This is a genomic window from Streptomyces sp. NPDC054783 (genome assembly GCF_053611725.1).
The window spans coordinates 56,861-76,752 of record NZ_JBSHAY010000037.1; the positions used below are offsets into that span (position 1 = coordinate 56,861).

Sequence of the window (19,892 nt, forward strand, 5' to 3'; positions counted from 1 at the left end):
GGGTGCGGTGTCCAGCGTACGTCGACGGGCCGTCACCCCTGCCGCCCGGGGCGTCAGCCGCCCAGCGTCTCGCCCTCGGCGATGCGCACACCGCGCGCCCAGTCGGCCGCGCGCATCGGCTTCTTGCCCTGCGCCTGCACCCAGAGCAGCTCGACGGCGTACGAACCGGTGCCCACGTGCACGCTGTTCTTGCCGACGGCCATCCGCCCCGGCGCGAGGTCGGTGCGCTGGGGCACGGGGGTGACCTGGATGAGCTTGAGCCGCTCGCCGCGGAAGACGGTCCAGGCGCCGGGCGCCGGGGTGCAGCCGCGCACGACCCGGTCGACGCGCAGAGCGGGCGTCGTCCAGTCGACCCTGGCGTCCTCGACGGTGATCTTCGGCGCGAGGGTGACGCCCTCGGTCGGCTGCGGTACGGCCTTCAGGGTGCCGTCCTCGATGCCGTCCATGGTCGCGGCGAGCAGCCCCGCGCCCGCGAAGGCGAGCCGGGTGAGCAGGTCACCGCTGGTGTCCGCAGGCCGGATCTCCTCGGTCACGGTGCCGTAGACGGGCCCGGAGTCGAGCCCCTCCTCGATGAGGAACGTCGACGCGCCGGTGATCTCGTCGCCCGCCATGATGGAGTGCTGCACGGGAGCGGCTCCGCGCCAGGCGGGCAGCAGCGAGAAGTGCAGGTTGACCCAGCCGTGGGCGGGGATGTCGAGGGCCACGCGGGGCAGCAGGGCGCCGTAGGCGACGACGGGACAGCAGTCCGGCGCGATCTCCTTCAGCCGCTCCAGGAACTCCGGGTCCCGCGGCCTGACCGGCTTCAGCACCTCGATCCCGGCCTCCTCCGCCCGCTCGGCCACGGGCGACGCGACCAGCCTGCGCCCACGCCCGGCCGGCGCGTCGGGCCGGGTGACGACGGCGGCCACCTCGTGCCGCCCGGAGGCGATCAGAGCGTCCAGAGCGGGAACGGCGACCTCGGGGGTACCGGCGAAGACGAGCTTCATGGGCGGGATCGGGCCTCTCGGGCGGGGGTTGGACGGGCAGCACACCAGTCTATGACCAAGGAACGACGCACAAGCCATGCCCACGGACCCGGACGGACGAGGAGGGCACAGGGCGAGGCAAAGGCCGCCCGGACGGGAAAGCGAGGCGACCACCGAACGCACCGCACCGCGAAGGCCACCCGACCGCCGCCGGCCGGGCGCGCCGACGGACGGCGGACGTGACGCCGGGAAGGCGCATACCGTCCCGGACAGCCGAACGGACATACGAACCTGCGGACGCCGACGGCGAGCGCCCCCCGCAGGTTGTCCAGCCTCTCGACCGAATGGAAACGGGCGGTGCGCGGGTGGGAGGACAGAAAACCCGAACCTTCCACGGCGCACGCCCGGACAACCGGCGTACGCATATGCCCGTACGCCCCCACCCCGTGACCAGCGGAGCGCACACGCGTTGGTCAAGAAAGAGTTGACCACCTAGGGCCGCCATAGCGGCCCAATTCCTTTCAACGCCGGTTCGAGAGGCTTGTTCATGGCCGACCACGCAACCCACGACGCCCAGGCCCGGGCCAGCCTGCACTTGCTGGTGCGGGACATCGAGCGAGTCCGCCGGCAGGTGGACGCACTGCGCACGCTCACCGCCCAACTGGGCAACGTCTACCGCCCGCGCCGCTCCGGCCCCTCCACGGGCTTCGTCGTCTACGGACGCGCCCCCGCCCCGACGGTGCGCCTTGCCCAGGAACTCCGGGACAGTGTCGAAACCCTGGTCACCGCCGCCGTGGACTTCGACCGCTCGCTCGGCTTCTCCTGGGACGCGGTGGGCTCGGCGCTCGGCGTGACCAAACAGGCCGTGCACCGCCGTTACGGAGCCCGCCGCGCCGCGGCCCAGGCGGCCGCCGAGGCCGAGCGGGCCACGGAGCCATCCGGCACCCGCACGCTGGGTGCGAACACCGGCCTGCCCACGGTCCCGACGGTCCCCGCGGCCCGTTCGATGCCCACACAGCCGACCGCGGGCAGCCCGGCCCTGCGCGACCGCGACGACGCCCGCCCGACGGCCTTCCCCGCCCCGCGCAACGGCTGAACAACATCTGAGCAGCGGCTGACGACTCCCCCTGCCCTCCCGTCCCCATCCGGGAGGGCAACCAAGGGTCCGCACCCGTCCGAACAGTTCGACACCACCGACCCCACCGGCCCCACCGGACGGCCGCCGACGGCGAGCAACCGCCACACGTCGTCCGGCCTCTCGACCGACGGGAACGGGCGGTGCGCGGGCGGACCGCCACCCGGAACACCGAACACCGCCGTCACCCGATGTCCGGCGGATCGATCCGCACCCGGACCGCGCTCTCCCCGCTCCCCCGTGCCATACGAGCAGCCTGGGCGGTCTTCAGTGCGGCAGCCAGCGCGGCCCCGCTCCCCGGCGGCACCCGGACCAGCGCCCGGTCCCAGTGCTCACCCGGCGGCGGCGCTCCGGGCCTGCGGGGCCGGCCGGGCGGCGCCGGCGCCATCGGCACCGGCCCCAGCACCTCCGCGTCCGACGGCAGTTCGACCGAGGCCAGGAACCCGGCGACGGCCGTGGGCGTCCCGGACACGGCCGCCACCCGCGACACCGGCGGGAAGCCCAGCTCGGCCCGCTCGCCCAGTTCCCGCACCGCGTGCCCGACGGGATCCCAGCGCACCAGCGCCTGGACCGGCCGCAGGGTCGGCTCGGCCACCACGACCACCGCGCCCCCCTCGCCAGGCGGCCGTACCAGCGCGCTCGCCGCGATCCACCGGCGCAGCGCGTCCTCGCCGGCCCGCAGGTCGGGTCGTACGAGCATGGCCCAGCCGTCCAGCAGGAGGGCCGCCGCGTAGCCGCCCTCGGCGACCGGTTCGGCTCCCGGTGTGCTCACGACGAGCGCGGGCGTGCCCGGCACCGTGTCCAGCACGTGTTCCCGCCCCGAGGTGCGCACCGGGACGGCGGGAAAGGCGCGCCCCAGTTCCTCGGCCGTCCGCCGGGCACCCACGACCTGGGCGCGCAGCCGGAAACCGCCGCACTCCGGGCAGTGCCAGGCGCTCTCCTCGCGCCCGCACCAGCCGCACCGCAGAACCCCGGCGTCCTGTCCCTGGAGCGGCCCGGAGCAGTGCCGGCACCGGGCGGGCGCCCGGCACTGCGCGCAGGCCATGCTGGGGACGTAACCGCGCCGCGGCACCTGTACGAGCACCGGGCCGTGCCGCAGCCCGTCGCGGGCCGCCTGCCAGGCGAGCGTCGGCAGCCGGGCGGCGCGGGCGGCCTCGTCGCGGGCGAGGTCGTCGTCCCCGACAGTCCGGACCAGGGGGGCGGCTCGGCGCACCTGTTCCCGCCCGGCGACCAGCGGCCGGGCCCAGCCGTTCTCCACGAGCTGGGCGGCCTCCACGGTGCAGCTCCAACTCCCCAGCAGGAACGCGCACTTGTCCAGGGCGGCCCGCAACAACAGCACGTCCCGGGCGTGCGGCTGCGGGGCGTGCTGCTCGCTGTGGCTGTCGTCGCCGTCGTCCCAGACGGCGACGAGCCCCAGGTTCTGGACGGGCGCGAACATGGCGGCCCGGGTACCCACCACGGCCCGTACGGACCCCCGGCGCACCGCGAGCCACTGCGCGTACCGCTTCTCGGGCCCCGCCTCGGCCGTGAGCAGCGCGTGCCGGCCCGTACCGAGCAGCGCGGTGAGCGCGGCGTCGACCCGCGCGGCGGCCCGCCCGTCCGGTACGACGACGAGGGCACCGCGGCCGGAGGCGAGCGTGGCGGCGACGGCACGGGCCAGTTCCTCGCTCCACAGCGGGCCCGGGAGCGCGTTCCAGACGGCTCTGGGGGACCCGCCGGAGGCGAGGGCCTGGAGGAATGCATCCCCGTGCTCGTACCGGCCCCAGGAGGCCGTCTCCGGCGCTGCCGGCGAGGGCAGGGGCTCGGGTGACGGCCGCTGCTCCGCCCGGGCGCTGCGCGGCGGCACGGCCAGCTGGAGCACGTCGGCGAGGCTTCCGGCGTACCGGTCGGCCACGGCCCGCGCGAGGCCCAGCAGCTCCTCGCTGAGCACCGGCTCCGGCGACACGACCTGGGCGAGGGCGGCCAGCGGCCCGGCGTAGTCGGACTCGTCCCGCCGCTCGACGAGGAACCCGTCGATGAGTTCGCCGCCCTCCCGGCGGCCTTCCCGCACGCGGCCCCGCCCGGCCCCGAACCGCACCCGGACCCGCACTCCGGGCTGCGCCTGCTCGTCCAGGTCCGCGGGCACGGCGTAGTCGAAGTACCGGTCGAGATGCAGCACGCCCTTGTCGACCAGCACGCGGGCGACGGGCAGCTGCGGGGCGAGCGCGGCTCCCCGCCAGGTCCGCGGCTTGGCCCGCGGCACCTTCGCCTTGCGCACGCTCTCCCGGATGAGCGCGAGCTGCTCCGGCGGCGCCGCCCCTTCGGCCCCGCCGTCCCCTTCTGCCGGGGGCGTCCCGTTCTCGCTGCTCACGCTTGCATTCTTACCAAACGGCACTGACAACCGACGTCCGCCCGAGATCCGGATCGGCAGCGGTACGGATTCGGCTTCACCGCACGCCCCGGAGGGCACGCTCCACGAAGTAACCGCGACCTTCGCACCGGGCGGTGTCGACCTCGACAGGGTAGATACCGCCCGGCCGGGCCACCAGTCAATTCGGGTGCCGGGAGGTACGGCACGGTGGTCGGGCTCGACGGGGAGGCCGCCCCACACGGGCCAGGGGGAAGTGGTCGTCTCCCTCGGGGCCCGCCCCTTCCCTTCGGCGCTTCGTACGCACCGAGGCCCGGCCCCCGGAGAAGGGGAACCGGGCCTCGGTGAGAAGAGCGGTCGGGGCTTACAGGCCCACGGCGGCGCGCAGGGCGTCCACGCGGTCCGTGCGCTCCCAGGTGAAGTCGGGCAGCTCGCGGCCGAAGTGGCCGTAGGCCGCCGTCTGGGCGTAGATCGGGCGGAGCAGGTCGAGGTCGCGGATGATCGCGGCCGGTCGGAGGTCGAAGACCTGGTCGATCGCCTTCTCGATCTTCTCGGTCTCGACCTTGTTGGTGCCGAAGGTCTCCACGAACAGACCGACCGGCTCGGCCTTGCCGATCGCGTAGGCGATCTGGACCTCGCAGCGGGAGGCCAGGCCCGCCGCCACGACGTTCTTGGCGACCCAGCGCATCGCGTACGCGGCCGAGCGGTCCACCTTGGACGGGTCCTTGCCGGAGAACGCGCCGCCGCCGTGGCGGGCCATGCCGCCGTAGGTGTCGATGATGATCTTGCGGCCGGTCAGGCCGGCGTCGCCCATCGGGCCGCCGATCTCGAAGCGGCCGGTCGGGTTGACCAGCAGGCGGTAGCCGTCGGTCTCCAGCTTGATGCCCTCGTCCAGCAGCGCCTTCAGCTCCGGCTCCACGACGAACTCGCGGATGTCGGGCGCCAGCAGCGACTCCAGGTCGATGTCGGAGGCGTGCTGCGAGGAGACGACCACCGTGTCGAGGCGGACGGCCTTGTCGCCGTCGTATTCGATGGTGACCTGCGTCTTGCCGTCCGGGCGCAGGTAGGGGATGGTGCCGTTCTTGCGCACCTCGGACAGGCGCTTCGACAGGCGGTGCGCCAGGAAGATCGGCAGCGGCATGAGGGTCGGCGTCTCGTCGGACGCGTAGCCGAACATCAGGCCCTGGTCACCGGCGCCCTGCTTGTCCAGCTCGTCTTCGTCGCCCTCGACCCGGGTCTCGTACGCCGTGTCCACGCCCTGTGCGATGTCCGGGGACTGCGCGCCGATCGAAACCGACACGCCGCAGGAGGCGCCGTCGAAGCCCTTCTTGGAGGAGTCGTAGCCGATCTCGAGGATCTTGTTGCGGACCAGGGTCGCGATGTCCGCGTAGGCCTTGGTCGTCACCTCGCCGGCCACGTGCACCAGGCCGGTGGTGATCAGCGTCTCGACGGCGACCCGGGAGGTCGGGTCCTCGCGCAGAAGCGCGTCGAGAATGGTGTCGCTGATCTGGTCAGCGATCTTGTCGGGGTGACCCTCGGTCACGGACTCCGAGGTGAACAGGCGACGGGACACAACGCTCCCTGTGGTTGCAGCGGCTGCTGGCTGATCATTTGCGGCGACGCGCGGGGCTGCGCCCGGCGTCGACCGTGAACAGTTTATCGGTCGCACTCCTCCGATGGGGCACGTGTCTCGCCTCTCGGGAGCGCTGTGACCTGCGGCACGGGCATTCTGCACAATGCCGGGCGGCCTTGGCCAGGGACGCCACACCCGATTTCGGTGTGGCGTGAACCCGCCGTCGAGCTCGCCTGGACGTCAGCTCAAGCGCTGTGCGACGAGGTCCCAGACGGTGTCGGCCAGGGCTTCCTTGGGGCCGTACGGCACGGGGGTCTCGCTGCCGTCGGCGCCCAGCACCACGGCCTCGTTCTCCTCGGAACCGAAGGTCTTGCGCTCCCCCACCTCGTTGACCACGAGCAGGTCACAGCCCTTGCGGGCGAGCTTGGTGCGGCCGTTGGCGAGGACGTCGTCGGTCTCGGCGGCGAAGCCGACGATCACCTGGCCGGGGCGGGCGCGCTCGGCCGAGATCTCCGCGAGGACGTCCGGATTGCGCACCAGGACGATCGGGTCGGGGTCCTGGCCGTCCTTCTTCTTGATCTTGCCGGCGGCGTAGGCCGCGGGACGGAAGTCGGCGACGGCGGCGGCCATGACGACGGCGTCGGCGTCCGCCGCCGCCTTCAGGACGGCCTCGCGCAGCTGGACGGCCGTGCCGACCGGCACGACGTCCACGCCCGCCGGGTCGGGCAGGCCGGCGTTGGCCGCGATCAGCGTGACCCGGGCGCCGCGGGCGGCGGCGGTGCGGGCGAGGGCGTAGCCCTGCTTGCCGGACGAGCGGTTGCCGAGGAAGCGGACCGGGTCGAGGGGCTCGCGGGTGCCGCCGGCGGAGACGACGACGTGCCGCCCCGCGAGGTCGGGCTCGGTGACACCGCGGGCCAGCACACGGCGGCAGACCTCGAAGATCTCCGCCGGGTCGGGCAGCCGGCCCTTGCCGGTGTCGACGCCGGTGAGCCGGCCGACCGCGGGCTCGATGACGACGGCGCCGCGGCGGCGCAGCGTCGCCACGTTCTCCTGGGTGGCCGGGTGCTCCCACATCTCGGTGTGCATGGCGGGCGCGAAGACGACCGGGCAGCGGGCGGTGAGGAGGGTGTTGGTCAGCAGGTCGTCGGCGAGGCCGTGGGCGGCCTTGGCGAGCATGTCGGCCGTCGCGGGAGCCACCACGACGAGCTCGGCGTGCTGGCCGATGCGGACGTGCGGGACCTCGTGGACGTCGTCCCAGACCTCCGTCGAGACGGGGTTGCCGGACAGGGCGGACCAGGTGGCCGCGCCGACGAAGTGCAGCGCGGAGGCGGTGGGCACCACACGGACGTCGTGGCCCGACTCCGTGAACCTTCTCAGCAGCTCACAGGCCTTGTAGGCGGCGATGCCGCCGCTGACACCCAGAACGACCCTCGGCTTGTCCACCGGGACTCCCATTCGTTGAACCTACGCCTCCATGACACACCACAGGCCCGGCAGTCGCGCCGCCGGGCCTGTCATGCGAAAACGAACGGTTACTGCGCGGGACCCTCAACGGCCTCCGACGTCAGCAGACCCGCGTTGATCTCACGCAGGGCGATCGAGAGCGGCTTCTCGTGGACGTGGGTGTCGACGAGCGGACCGACGTACTCGAGGAGGCCCTCGCCGAGCTGCGAGTAGTACGCGTTGATCTGGCGGGCGCGCTTGGCCGCGTAGATCACGAGGCTGTACTTCGAGTCGGTGGCCTCGAGAAGCTCGTCGATCGGCGGGTTGATGATGCCCTCGGGCGCGGTGATGGAAGAGGACACGCTCTACCTTCCGATGGGTGGGAAAAGATCATTCGTGATCACACACTCGTGATCACACAACATCCATCAAGGCTAGCAGCTCGCGCGCCACGTCCTCGACGGAGGTGTTGACCAAGGTCGTGTCGAACTCCGGCTCGGCCGCCAGCTCGGTCCTGGCCGCCTCCAGGCGGCGCTCGATGACCTCGGGCGGCTCGGTGCCCCGGCCGGTCAGCCTGCGCACCAGCTCCTCCCAGGAGGGGGGAGCCAGGAACACCAGACGGGCGTCGGACATCGACTCCCGCACCTGCCTGGCACCCTGGAGATCGATCTCCAGCAGGACCGGCTCACCCTTCTCCAGCCGCTCCAGCACGGCCGCGCGGGGCGTGCCGTAGCGGTTGCCGGCGAACTCGGCCCACTCCAGCAGCTCGCCGTTGGCGATCAGCTTGTCCATCTCCTCGTCGGTGACGAAGAAGTAGTGGACTCCGTGCTTCTCGCCGGGGCGCGGCCTGCGGGTGGTGGCCGACACCGAGAGCCAGACCTCGGGGTGTTCCTTGCGCATATGGGCGACGACCGTGCTCTTGCCGACCCCCGAGGGGCCGGAGAGCACGGTCAGCCGCGGACGTTCACTCATGCAGCGATTATTCCAGCAATCCCGGAGTGCCCGGGACTCCGGTCCGGCGGGGCCCGGACTCAGGAGCCGGTGCTGCCGAACTCACGCTCCAGGGAAGCGATCTGGTTGGAACCGAGACCGCGCACTCGGCGGCTCTCGGAGATGCCCAGACGCTCCATGATCTGCTTGGCGCGGACCTTGCCCACGCCCGGCAGCGACTCGAGCAGTGCGGAGACCTTCATCTTGCCGATGACGTCGTTCTCCTGGCCCTGCTTGATGACCTCGTGCAGGGAGGCGCCGGAGTGCTTGAGTCGATTCTTGACCTCGGCCCGCTCCCGGCGAGCCGCGGCGGCCTTTTCGAGCGCGGCTGCGCGCTGTTCGGGGGTAAGGGGCGGAAGAGCCACGCCTACGTCACCTCGGATGTCGAACTGTCGGATACGGACCGGTGAGGAACCTAGTCGCCCCACACCTGGGGAGCTACGAGCAACACGCTTTGCCCGTTCACTCTGCTCGGAGACTAGCGGTCAAGTCCGCCAGAGTCAGCGAGAACAGCGGAAAAGTCCTGGTCAGCCTCCGCCAGGTCGGACATTTCAGACATAATGCCCCCGATTTGAGGATGTATTCACACTCAAGTCGCCGCGCCGCCGCTCTCCGAAGCCCCTTCGGAGGTCTCAGGCACCCGCCACGGCGGTCTGGATCTCCTGCGCGAAGCGCTCGGCGGACGCCCGCAGGGCCCCCACCTCGGGACCGTGCCGCAGCACACCCCGGCTGACGTTCGGCACGACGTTGCGCAGTGCCGGTCCGAACACCTCCGGGAGGTCGGCCGGCGTCGCGCCCTGCGCGCCGACTCCGGGCGCGAGGAGCGGGCCGTTGATCGCGAGGTCGTACGACGACAGGTCCCCGACCGTGGCACCGACGACGGCACCGAAGGAGCCCAGCGGCTCCTCCCCCGCGTTCTCGGCGGCCAGGTGGGCCAGCATGGTCGCGCCCACGCTGCGGCCGTCGGCGCGGACCGCGTGCTGGACCTCGGGGCCCTCCGGGTTGGAGGTCAGCGCCAGCACGAACAGGCCGGCGCCGCTCTCCCGGGCCAGCGCGACGGCCGGGCTGAGCGAGCCGTAGCCGAGGTACGGCGAGACGGTCAGGGCGTCGCAGAACAGCGGGGCGTCCTTGTGCAGGTAGGCCTCGGCGTACCCGGCCATGGTGGAGCCGATGTCGCCGCGCTTGGCGTCCATCACGACGAGGGTGCCGGCCGCGCGGGCCTCCTGGACGACCTTCTCCAGCACGGCGACGCCACGGGAGCCGAAGCGCTCGAAGAAGGCGCTCTGCGGCTTCATCACCGCGACCCGGTCGGCCACCGCCTCGACGACCGTGCGGCTGAACCGCTCCAGCCCGGCCACGTCGTCGTTCAGGCCCCACTCGGCGAGCAGGGAGGCGTGCGGGTCGATGCCGACGCACAGCGGGCCGCGCTCGTCCATGGCGCGACGCAGCCGGGCGCCGAAGGGCTCGTACGAGGTCATGCGGGCTTCCTCACGTCGGCGCCGACCGCGTCGGCGAGGGTGGCGTACGGGCTGGTGCGCAGGCGCGCGGCGAGGCCCTTGTGGATCGAGCGGGACCAGAAGGGGCCCTCGTAGATGAAGGCGCTGTAGCCCTGCACCAGCGTGGCACCGGCCAGAATGCGCTGCCAGGCGTCCTCGGCGGTCTCGATGCCGCCCACGCCCACGAGCGTGATCCGGTCGCCCACGCGCGCGTACAGGCGGCGCAGGACCTCCAGGGAACGCGCCTTGAGGGGGGCGCCGGACAGGCCGCCGGTCTCCTTCACCAGGGAGGGCGCGGATTTCAGCCCGAGTCCCTCGCGCGCGATCGTGGTGTTGGTCGCGATGATGCCGTCCAGGCCCAGCTCCACGGCCAGGTCGGCGACGGCGTCGATGTCCTCGTCGGCGAGGTCCGGGGCGATCTTCACCAGCAGCGGGACGCGTCGGTCGGCCACCATGCGGTCGGCCGCCTCGCGGACGGCGGTCAGCAGCGGGCGCAGGTGGTCCACCGCCTGGAGGTTGCGCAGGCCGGGCGTGTTCGGCGAGGAGACGTTGACGACCAGGTAGTCCGCGTACGGCGCGAGACGCTCGGCCGACTTCACGTAATCGCCGACGGCCTCCGCCTCCGGGACGACCTTGGTCTTGCCGATGTTGACGCCCACGACGGTCCTGAAGACCGGCTCACGGGTCGCCAGGCGGGCCGCGACGGCCAGCGAGCCGTCGTTGTTGAAGCCCATGCGGTTGATCAGCGCGCGGTCCGCGACGAGGCGGAACAGCCGCTTCTTGGGGTTGCCGGGCTGCGGCTCGCCGGTGACCGTGCCGATCTCGACGTGGTCGAAGCCCAGCATCGACATGCCGTCGATCGCGACGGCGTTCTTGTCGAAGCCGGCGGCGAGCCCGAAGGGACCGTGCATGCGCAGCCCGAGGGCCTGAGTGCGCAGCTCCTCGTAGCGGGGCGCGAGGGCGGCCGCGACGAAGGTGCGCAGCACCGGGATGCGGACGGCGAGGCGGATCCAGCGGAAGGCCAGGTGGTGGGCCTTCTCGGCGTCCATCCGTTTGAAAACCAGACGGAAGAAAAGCTTGTACATCTCAGAAGAGTCCTCATACAGAGGGGGACACCGTTTCCGGTGTCCCCCTCAGGGCTGCTAGTCGCGGGCCGCGGTCAGGTGTTCCGCGTGTTCCTGGAGCGAGCGGACGCCCACGTCACCGTGGTTGAGGGCGTCGATGCCCTGGACGGCCGCGGCGAGTGCCTGGACGGTCGTCAGGCACGGGACCGAGCGGGCCACGGCCGCCGTACGGATGTCGTAGCCGTCGAGGCGGCCGCCGGTGCCGTACGGGGTGTTGACGATGAGGTCGACCTCGCCGTCGTGGATCAGCTGGACGATCGTCTTCTCGCCGTTCGGGCCGGTGCCCTCCGACTGCTTGCGGACGACCGTGGCGTTGATGCCGTTGCGCTTGAGGACCTCGGCGGTGCCGGAGGTGGCGAACAGCTCGAAGCCATGGGCGACCAGCTCGCGCGCCGGGAAGATCATCGAGCGCTTGTCGCGGTTGGCGACCGAGAAGAACGCGCGGCCCTTGGTGGGCAGCGGGCCGTAGGCGCCCGCCTGCGACTTGGCGTACGCCGTGCCGAAGACGGAGTCGATGCCCATGACCTCGCCGGTGGAGCGCATCTCCGGGCCGAGGACGGTGTCCACGCCGCGGCCGTGGATGTCGCGGAAGCGCGACCACGGCATGACGGCCTCCTTGACCGAGATCGGCGCGTCCAGCGGCAGCTCGCCGCCGTCGCCCGTCCTCGGCAGCAGGCCCTCGGCGCGCAGCTCGGCGATGGTCGCGCCCAGCGAGATCCGGGCGGCGGCCTTGGCCAGCGGCACCGCGGTCGCCTTCGAGGTGAAGGGGACCGTGCGGGAGGCGCGCGGGTTGGCCTCCAGGACGTAGAGGATGTCCCCGGCCATCGCGAACTGGATGTTGATCAGGCCGCGCACGCCGACGCCCTTGGCGATGGCCTCGGTGGAGGCGCGCAGCCGCTTGATGTCGAAGCCGCCGAGGGTGATCGGGGGCAGCGCGCACGCCGAGTCGCCGGAGTGGATGCCGGCCTCCTCGATGTGCTCCATCACACCGCCGAGGTACAGCTCCTCGCCGTCGTAGAGCGCGTCGACGTCGATCTCGATCGCGTCGTCCAGGAAGCGGTCGACCAGGACCGGCCGGGAGGGGCTGATCTCGGTCGACTCGGCGATGTAGGCGGCGAGGCGCGTCTCGTCGTAGACGATCTCCATGCCGCGCCCGCCGAGGACGTACGACGGCCGGACCAGGACCGGGTAGCCGATCTCGTCGGCGATGGCCTTGGCCTCCTCGAAGGTGGTGGCCGTGCCGTGCTTCGGGGCCGGCAGGCCCGCCTCGGCGAGGACGCGCCCGAAGGCGCCGCGGTCCTCGGCCGCGTGGATGGCCTCGGGCGAGGTGCCCACGACCGGCACGCCGTTGTCCTTCAGGGCCTGCGCCAGACCGAGCGGGGTCTGGCCGCCCAGCTGCACGATCACGCCCGCGACCGGCCCGGCCTGCTGCTCGGCGTGAACGATCTCCAGCACGTCCTCCAGCGTCAGCGGCTCGAAGTACAGCCGGTCGGAGGTGTCGTAGTCGGTGGAGACGGTCTCCGGGTTGCAGTTGACCATCACGGTCTCGTACCCGGCGTCGGACAGCGCGAAGGAGGCGTGGACGCAGGAGTAGTCGAACTCGATGCCCTGGCCGATGCGGTTCGGGCCGGAGCCCAGGATGATGACGGCCGGCTTCTCGCGCCGGGCGACCTCGGTCTCCTCGTCGTAGGAGGAGTAGAAGTACGGCGTCTTCGCGGCGAACTCGGCGGCGCAGGTGTCGACCGTCTTGTAGACCGGACGGATGCCGAGCGCGTGCCGGACCTCGCGGACGATGTCCTCGCGCAGGCCGCGGATCTCGCCGATCTGCTGGTCGGAGAAGCCGTGCCGCTTGGCCTCGGCGATCAGGTCGGGGGTCAGTTCGGGCGCCTCGGCGAGCTCGTCCGCGATCTCCTTGATCAGGAACAGCTGGTCCACGAACCACGGGTCGATCTTCGTGTACTCGAAGATCTCCTGGGGCGTGGCGCCCGCGCGGATGGCCTGCATGACCGTGTTGATCCGGCCGTCCGTGGGACGGCGGGACTCCTCCAGGAGCAGCGACTTGTCACCGGGGACGCCGGTGAAGGTGAACTGGCTGCCCTTCTTCTCCAGCGAGCGCAGCGCCTTCTGGAACGCCTCGGTGAAGTTGCGCCCGATGGCCATGGCCTCGCCGACCGACTTCATGGTGGTGGTCAGCGTGGAGTCGGCCTGCGGGAACTTCTCGAAGGCGAACCGCGGGGCCTTGACGACCACGTAGTCGAGCGTGGGCTCGAAGGAGGCCGGGGTCTCCTGCGTGATGTCGTTGGGGATCTCGTCGAGCGTGTAGCCGACGGCCAGCTTGGCAGCGATCTTGGCGATCGGGAAGCCGGTCGCCTTGGAGGCGAGGGCGGAGGAACGCGACACGCGCGGGTTCATCTCGATGACGATCACGCGACCGTCCTCGGGGTTCACCGCGAACTGGATGTTGCAGCCGCCGGTGTCGACGCCGACCTCGCGGATGACGGCGATGCCGATGTCGCGCAGGATCTGGTACTCGCGGTCGGTCAGCGTCATCGAGGGCGCGACGGTGATCGAGTCACCGGTGTGCACGCCCATGGGGTCGAAGTTCTCGATGGAGCAGACGACCACGACGTTGTCGTGCTTGTCGCGCATCAGCTCCAGCTCGTACTCCTTCCAGCCGAGGATGGACTCCTCCAGGAGCACCTCGGTGGTCGGGGAGAGCGTGAGGCCCTGCCCGGCGATGCGGCGCAGCTCCTCCTCGTCGTGCGCGAAGCCGGAGCCGGCGCCGCCCATGGTGAAGGACGGGCGGACGACGACCGGGTAGCCGCCGAGCGTCTCGACGCCCTTGAGGACGTCGTCCATGGAGTGGCAGATGACCGAGCGGGCGGACTCGCCGTGGCCGGTCTTGCGGCGGACCTCCTCCACGACGTCCTTGAACAGGTCGCGGTCCTCGCCCTTGTGGATCGCCTCGGGCTTGGCGCCGATCAGCTCCACGCCGTACTTGGCCAGGACGCCGTTCTCGTGCAGCGAGATGGCGGTGTTCAGGGCCGTCTGGCCGCCCAGGGTGGGCAGCAGGGCGTCGGGGCGCTCCTTGGCGATGATCTTCTCGACGAAGTCCGGGGTGATCGGCTCGACGTAGGTGGCGTCGGCGATCTCCGGGTCGGTCATGATCGTCGCCGGGTTGGAGTTGACGAGGACGACGCGCAGGCCTTCGGCCTTGAGCACGCGGCACGCCTGGGTGCCGGAGTAGTCGAACTCGGCGGCCTGGCCGATGACGATCGGGCCGGAGCCGATGACCAGGACGGACTGGATATCGGTGCGCTTAGGCACGCTGGCCCTCCATCAGGGAGACGAAGCGGTCGAAGAGGTAGGCGGCGTCGTGCGGGCCCGCTGCCGCTTCGGGGTGGTACTGGACGGAGAAGGCCGGCTGGTCGAGCAGCTGCAGCCCCTCCACGACGTCGTCGTTCAGGCAGACGTGCGAGACCTCGGCGCGGCCGAACTTGGTCTCGCTGACCTTGTCCAGCGGCGCGTCCACGGCGAAGCCGTGGTTGTGCGCGGTGACCTCGACCTTGCCGGTCGTACGGTCCTGGACCGGCTGGTTGATGCCCCGGTGGCCGTACTTGAGCTTGTAGGTGCCGAAGCCGAGGGCGCGGCCGAGGATCTGGTTGCCGAAGCAGATGCCGAACAGCGGCGTCCTCCGCTCCAGGACGGCGGTCATCAGGGCCACCGGGCCGTCGGCGGTCGCCGGGTCGCCGGGACCGTTGGAGAAGAACACACCGTCCGGGCCGACGGCGTAGACCTCGTCGGCCGTGGCGGTGGCGGGCAGCACGTGCACCTCGATGCCGCGCTCGGCCATGCGGTACGGGGTCATGCCCTTGATGCCGAGGTCGATCGCGGCGACGGTGAACTTCTTCTCGCCGATCGCCGGGACGACGTACGCCTCCTTGGTCGCGACCTCCTCGTAGAGGCTCGCGCCCTTCATGTGCGGCTGGGCCAGCACGCGCGCGAGGAGTTCGGTCTCGGCCGTGATCGCCTCGCCGGAGAAGATGCCGGCGCGCATCGAGCCGCGCTCGCGCAGGTGGCGGGTGAGGGCTCGGGTGTCGATGCCGGAGATGCCGACCACGCCCTGCCGCTCCAGCTCGTCGTCCAGGGAGCGCTTGGCCCGCCAGTTGGACGGCACGCGCGCGGGGTCGCGCACGACGTAGCCGGAGACCCAGATGCGGCTGGACTCGTCGTCCTCGTCGTTCCAGCCGGTGTTGCCGATCTGCGGGGCGGTCGCGACGACGATCTGCCGGTCGTACGACGGGTCGGTCAGGGTCTCCTGGTAGCCGGTCATACCGGTGGAGAACACGGCCTCGCCGAAGGTCTCCCCCACGGCCCCGTAGGCACGGCCGCGGAAGATGCGGCCGTCCTCCAGGACGAGTACGGCGGGAACCCTGGCGGCTCCCCTTGTGGAGGTCGTCATCGTGCGCCTTCCGTGTCGTTGATCATGTGGTTCAGGGTGTCGACCCACTCGGTGTGCTCGGCCGCGTGGTCCGAGCGGAAGCCGGAGTCGATCAGCTTGTCGCCGAGCTCCCAGGTCACCACCAGCAGTCCGCCCTCGGTGAGGACCTTGCCGGCGATGCCCTTGTCCAGCCGGGCGCCGCGCAGCGCGGCGGTCGGGACGAAGAAGTCGCTCGCTCCGGGACGCTCGACCTCCAGCCCTTGGTCGGTCAGGGTGAGCTCGGCCCGGCTGCGGGTGCCCAGGCCGTGGGCCACGATCCGGTCCAGCCACTGTCCTGCGGTGGTGGAGCCGTGGTAGCGGCCGCTCAGCTCAAGTTTCACCGGGCCGGTCTCCTCCGGCGCGCTGGGCGGCGCGGGCAGGTCGCTCTGGAGGGTGCCGCGCCACTTCCAGCCCTCGCGCATCAGCCAGTAGACGAGCGCGATGAACAGGGCGAGTCCGACGAGCCAGCCGATGCGGGCCGGCCAGTCGGTGACCTCGGCCGACCTCTTGGCCTCTGCCAGCAGGATTACAGGTGTCACGAAAGCTTCCCGTCGACGAGCGTGGCCTTGCCCCGCAGCCACGTGTGCGTCACACGGCCCGGCAGCTCACGCCCCTGGTAAGGGGTGTTGCGGCTGCGCGAGGCGAAGCCCGCGGGGTCCACCTGGCCACGGTATTCCGTGTCGACGAGGGTGAGGTTGGCGGGCTCACCAGCCGAGACGGGACGGCCGTGCCCGGTGGCCTGTCCGATCTGCGCGGGCTTGACGGACATCCGGTCGGCGACGCCGGCCCAGTCCAGCAGGCCCGTGTCGACCATGGTCTCCTGGACCACTGACAACGCGGTCTCCAGACCCACCATGCCCATGGCGGCCGCGGCCCACTCGCAGTCCTTGTCCTCGTGCGGGTGCGGGGCGTGGTCGGTGGCGACGATGTCGATCGTGCCGTCCGCCAGGGCCTCGCGCAGGGCGTGCACATCGCGCTCGGTGCGCAGCGGCGGGTTGACCTTGTAGACCGGGTTGTAGGTGCGCACCAGCTCGTCGGTGAGGAGCAGGTGGTGCGGGGTGACCTCGGCGGTGACGTCGATGCCGCGCGACTTGGCCCAGCGGACGATCTCCACGGAGCCCGCGGTCGACAGGTGGCAGATGTGGACGCGGGAGCCGACGTGCTCGGCGAGCAGCACGTCCCGCGCGATGATCGACTCCTCGGCGACGGCCGGCCAGCCGCCCAGGCCCAGCTCGGCGGAGACGACGCCCTCGTTCATCTGGGCGCCCTCGGTCAGGCGCGGCTCCTGCGCGTGCTGGGCGACGACACCGCCGAAGGCCTTCACGTACTCCAGCGCGCGGCGCATGATCACCGCGTCGTCCACGCACTTGCCGTCGTCGGAGAAGACGGTGACCCCTGCGGCCGACTCGTGCATGGCGCCCAGCTCGGCGAGCTTCTTGCCCTCCAGGCCGACGGTGACGGCACCGATGGGCTGCACGTCGCAGTAGCCGTGCTCCCTGCCGAGCCGCCAGACCTGCTCGACCACACCGGCGGTGTCGGCGACCGGGAAGGTGTTGGCCATGGCGAAGACGGCCGTGAAGCCGCCGCTCGCCGCCGCGCGCGTGCCGGTCAGCACGGTCTCGGAGTCCTCGCGGCCCGGCTCGCGCAGGTGGGTGTGCAGGTCGACCAGGCCCGGCAGCAGCACCTTGCCGGCGGCCTCCACGACCTCGGCGCCCTCGACGGACAGACCCGTGCCGACCGCCTCGATCACCTCGCCGTCGATCAGCACGTCCTGCGGCTCGCCGCCGAGCACCTTCGCACCACGGATCAGGATCTTGCTCATGGGTCTTACTTCTCCTCGGTACGAGAGTGGGTGACGGCGGGCTCGTTGCCACCGAGCAGCAGGTACAGGACGGCCATCCGGATGGAGACGCCGTTGGCGACCTGCTCGACGGCGGTGCAGCGGTTGGAGTCGGCGACCTCGGCGGTGATCTCCATGCCGCGCACCATCGGGCCGGGGTGCATCACGATGGCGTGCTCGGGGAGCCTGGCCATGCGGTCGCCGTCGAGGCCGTAGCGGCGGGAGTACTCGCGCTCGGTCGGGAAGAAGGCGGCGTTCATCCGCTCGCGCTGGACCCGGAGCATCATCACGGCGTCGCACTTGGGCAGCGTGCTGTCGAGGTCGTACGACACCTCGCACGGCCAGGTCTCGACGCCGACCGGCACCAGGGTGGGCGGGGCGACCAGGGTGACCTCGGCGCCGAGGGTGTGCAGCAGGTCCACGTTGGAGCGGGCGACGCGGCTGTGCAGGACGTCGCCGACGACGGTGATCCGCCTGCCGGACAGGTCCTGGCCGAGGCCGGCGTCCCGGCCGATCAGGCGGCGGCGCATGGTGAAGGCGTCCAGCAGCGCCTGGGTGGGGTGCTGGTGGGTGCCGTCGCCGGCGTTGATGACCGCCGCGTCGATCCAGCCGGAGTTCGCCAGGCGGTACGGGGCTCCGGAGGCGCCGTGCCGGATGACGACGGCGTCGACGCCCATGGCCTCCAGCGTCTGGGCGGTGTCCTTCAGCGACTCGCCCTTGGAGACGCTCGATCCCTTGGCGGAGAAGTTGATGACGTCAGCGGACAGGCGCTTCTCGGCGGCCTCGAAGGAGATCCGCGTGCGCGTTGAGTCCTCGAAGAAGAGGTTGACGATCGTGCGGCCGCGCAGGGTCGGCAGCTTCTTGATCGGCCGGTCGGCGACCCGGGCCATCTCCTCGGCGGTGTCGAGGATCAGGACGGCGTCGTCGCGGGTGAGGTCGGCGGCCGAGATGAGATGACGCTGCATCTGTCAGGCTCCGTAAGGCAGTTCAATCGGGAGAATTCAGGCAATCCGGTGCGTGTACGGGCACGCCGAAGCGGCCGTACGCCGGATCTGCTACTGGCCGGTCCGCTTCACACCGAGCAGCACGGTGTCGCGACCGTCCTCCTCGGCGAGCTGGACCTTGACCGTCTCCCGCAGCGACGTGGGGAGGTTCTTGCCGACGTAGTCGGCGCGGATGGGCAGTTCACGGTGGCCGCGGTCGACCAGGACCGCGAGCTGGACCGCACGGGGGCGCCCGATGTCGTTCAGGGCGTCGAGGGCGGCGCGGATGGTGCGGCCGGAGAAGAGCACGTCGTCGACGAGGACGACCAGCTTGCCGTCGATGCCGTCACCGGGGATGTCGGTGCGGGCCAGCGCACGCGGCGGATGCATGCGGAGGTCGTCGCGGTACATGGTGATGTCGAGCGAGCCGACCGGGATCTTGCGGTCGGTGATCTGCTCCAGCTTCACGGCGAGCCGCTGGGCGAGGAAGACACCCCGGGTCGGAATGCCGAGCAGCACCACGTCGTCGGCGCCCTTGGCGCGCTCGACGATCTCGTGGGCGATACGGGTCAGCACGCGCACGATGTCGGGGCCCTCGAGAACGGGCCGCGCATCGGACGCCTGCGGAGTGGCGTGCGAGTCCTGCTTGTCCATACGGAAAGGACCTCCTTCTCCGCCTCACGGGACGGACCTTAAAGGACGTCTGATTTGCGCCATCCACCCTAGCAGGTCGCACGGAGGCCCCCGATCACCCCCCTGGCCCAACGCGTCGCCGCTACCACGGAAGAGTCGGTGTGGACCATTCGGCTTGACGCAGGAGAGTCACGCTGCGTAACCTCACAGTGAGTTACCAGCCGCGCGGCGGGAACCCAGTCCAGCCGCGTCGACACAGTGTCCGGGGAGCTATATGTCCAGCGAATACGCCAAACAGCTCGGGGCCAAGCTCCGGGCCATCCGCACCCAGCAGGGCCTTTCCCTCCACGGTGTCGAGGAGAAGTCCCAGGGTCGCTGGAAAGCTGTGGTGGTCGGGTCCTACGAGCGCGGCGACCGTGCGGTGACCGTGCAGCGGCTTGCCGAGCTGGCCGATTTCTATGGCGTTCCGGTGCAGGAGCTGTTGCCGGGCACCACGCCGGGCGGCGCCGCCGAGCCGCCGCCGAAGCTGGTCCTGGACCTGGAGCGGCTGGCCACCGTGCCGGCCGAGAAGGCGGGGCCCCTGCAGCGCTACGCGGCCACGATCCAGTCCCAGCGCGGTGACTACAACGGCAAGGTGCTCTCCATCCGCCAGGATGACCTGCGCACACTCGCCGTCATCTACGACCAGTCCCCCTCGGTCCTCACCGAGCAGCTGATCAGCTGGGGTGTCCTGGACGCGGACGCGCGCCGCGCCGTGGCCACGCACGAAGAGGCGTAACTGCTTCAAACACCTCAGCAGAAACGTGCCGCCGGGGTGGCCGGAACTTTGCGGTTCCGGCCCCCCCGGCGGCGATTTCACGGACATCGGAAGAACGCCTGAGGG

General features: G+C 71.3%; 17 protein-coding genes. 2 read left to right on the forward strand and 15 right to left on the reverse strand.

All coding sequences use genetic code 11. From position 1 onward, the window contains the following. Positions 1 to 53: 53 nt before the first annotated feature. Positions 54 to 986 (reverse strand): methionyl-tRNA formyltransferase, encoded by a 933-nt coding sequence (fmt, locus tag ACWGJ5_RS39540; RefSeq protein WP_453314458.1) that lies wholly within the window; start codon positions 984 to 986, stop codon positions 54 to 56. Between the two features lie 526 nt (positions 987 to 1,512). Here fmt and ACWGJ5_RS39545 point away from each other — a divergent pair. Beyond that, a complete protein-coding gene (locus ACWGJ5_RS39545; RefSeq protein ID WP_453314459.1) occupies positions 1,513 to 2,061 on the forward strand; it encodes a hypothetical protein in 549 nt (182 codons plus the stop codon). Between the two features lie 223 nt (positions 2,062 to 2,284). On the opposite strand, the gene ACWGJ5_RS39550 is transcribed toward ACWGJ5_RS39545, so the two are convergent. The 14 genes from ACWGJ5_RS39550 to pyrR form a co-directional block, all read right to left on the reverse strand. Continuing rightward, complete coding sequence (locus tag ACWGJ5_RS39550) at positions 2,285 to 4,450, reverse strand: primosomal protein N' (protein WP_453314460.1); 2,166 nt, start codon at positions 4,448 to 4,450, stop codon at positions 2,285 to 2,287. Between the two features lie 361 nt (positions 4,451 to 4,811). Continuing rightward, on the reverse strand, positions 4,812 to 6,020 hold the full coding sequence (gene metK / locus ACWGJ5_RS39555; protein WP_453314461.1) for a methionine adenosyltransferase: 1,209 nt from the start codon (positions 6,018 to 6,020) through the stop codon (positions 4,812 to 4,814). A 240-nt stretch (positions 6,021 to 6,260) separates the two neighbouring features. Then, complete coding sequence (coaBC, locus tag ACWGJ5_RS39560; protein WP_453314462.1) at positions 6,261 to 7,463, reverse strand: bifunctional phosphopantothenoylcysteine decarboxylase/phosphopantothenate--cysteine ligase CoaBC; 1,203 nt, start codon at positions 7,461 to 7,463, stop codon at positions 6,261 to 6,263. Positions 7,464 to 7,552: 89 nt separating this feature from the next. Then, positions 7,553 to 7,825 carry a DNA-directed RNA polymerase subunit omega gene (rpoZ, locus tag ACWGJ5_RS39565; protein ID WP_003982715.1) on the reverse strand — a complete coding sequence of 91 codons (273 nt, stop codon included), beginning with the start codon at positions 7,823 to 7,825 and terminating at the stop codon, positions 7,553 to 7,555. A 52-nt stretch (positions 7,826 to 7,877) separates the two neighbouring features. Further along, the gene (gmk, locus tag ACWGJ5_RS39570; protein ID WP_153544698.1) at positions 7,878 to 8,435 is read right to left on the reverse strand and encodes a guanylate kinase; all 558 of its coding nucleotides are present in this window, start codon (positions 8,433 to 8,435) and stop codon (positions 7,878 to 7,880) included. Positions 8,436 to 8,494: 59 nt separating this feature from the next. Beyond that, on the reverse strand, positions 8,495 to 8,818 hold the full coding sequence (locus tag ACWGJ5_RS39575) for an integration host factor (RefSeq protein WP_003977346.1): 324 nt from the start codon (positions 8,816 to 8,818) through the stop codon (positions 8,495 to 8,497). 267 nt (positions 8,819 to 9,085) lie between these two features. Next, positions 9,086 to 9,931: an orotidine-5'-phosphate decarboxylase gene (pyrF, locus tag ACWGJ5_RS39580; RefSeq protein ID WP_453314463.1), complete on the reverse strand. Its 846-nt coding sequence runs from the start codon at positions 9,929 to 9,931 to the stop codon at positions 9,086 to 9,088. Next, positions 9,928 to 11,034 (reverse strand): quinone-dependent dihydroorotate dehydrogenase, encoded by a 1,107-nt coding sequence (locus ACWGJ5_RS39585; RefSeq protein WP_453314464.1) that lies wholly within the window; start codon positions 11,032 to 11,034, stop codon positions 9,928 to 9,930. The genes pyrF and ACWGJ5_RS39585 overlap by 4 nt, the downstream gene beginning before the upstream one ends. A 57-nt stretch (positions 11,035 to 11,091) precedes the next feature. Then, positions 11,092 to 14,400: a carbamoyl-phosphate synthase large subunit gene (carB, locus tag ACWGJ5_RS39590; protein ID WP_453314465.1), complete on the reverse strand. Its 3,309-nt coding sequence runs from the start codon at positions 14,398 to 14,400 to the stop codon at positions 11,092 to 11,094. Further along, positions 14,393 to 15,535 (reverse strand): glutamine-hydrolyzing carbamoyl-phosphate synthase small subunit, encoded by a 1,143-nt coding sequence (gene carA / locus ACWGJ5_RS39595; protein ID WP_453314466.1) that lies wholly within the window; start codon positions 15,533 to 15,535, stop codon positions 14,393 to 14,395. The genes carB and carA overlap by 8 nt, the downstream gene beginning before the upstream one ends. Next, entirely contained in the window at positions 15,532 to 16,092 is a 561-nt protein-coding gene (locus ACWGJ5_RS39600; protein WP_453314467.1) for a PH-like domain-containing protein, read from the reverse strand. The genes carA and ACWGJ5_RS39600 overlap by 4 nt, the downstream gene beginning before the upstream one ends. After that, positions 16,089 to 17,375: a dihydroorotase gene (locus ACWGJ5_RS39605; protein WP_453314468.1), complete on the reverse strand. Its 1,287-nt coding sequence runs from the start codon at positions 17,373 to 17,375 to the stop codon at positions 16,089 to 16,091. The genes ACWGJ5_RS39600 and ACWGJ5_RS39605 overlap by 4 nt, the downstream gene beginning before the upstream one ends. 5 nt (positions 17,376 to 17,380) lie before the next feature. Beyond that, complete coding sequence (locus ACWGJ5_RS39610; RefSeq protein WP_453314469.1) at positions 17,381 to 18,358, reverse strand: aspartate carbamoyltransferase catalytic subunit; 978 nt, start codon at positions 18,356 to 18,358, stop codon at positions 17,381 to 17,383. Positions 18,359 to 18,448: 90 nt separating this feature from the next. Then, entirely contained in the window at positions 18,449 to 19,030 is a 582-nt protein-coding gene (gene pyrR, locus ACWGJ5_RS39615; RefSeq protein WP_453314470.1) for a bifunctional pyr operon transcriptional regulator/uracil phosphoribosyltransferase PyrR, read from the reverse strand. 253 nt (positions 19,031 to 19,283) lie between these two features. On the opposite strand from pyrR, the gene bldD reads away from it, so the two are divergent. After that, positions 19,284 to 19,787 carry a transcriptional regulator BldD gene (gene bldD, locus ACWGJ5_RS39620; RefSeq protein WP_014671524.1) on the forward strand — a complete coding sequence of 168 codons (504 nt, stop codon included), beginning with the start codon at positions 19,284 to 19,286 and terminating at the stop codon, positions 19,785 to 19,787. The last annotated feature ends 105 nt before the right edge of the window (positions 19,788 to 19,892 follow it).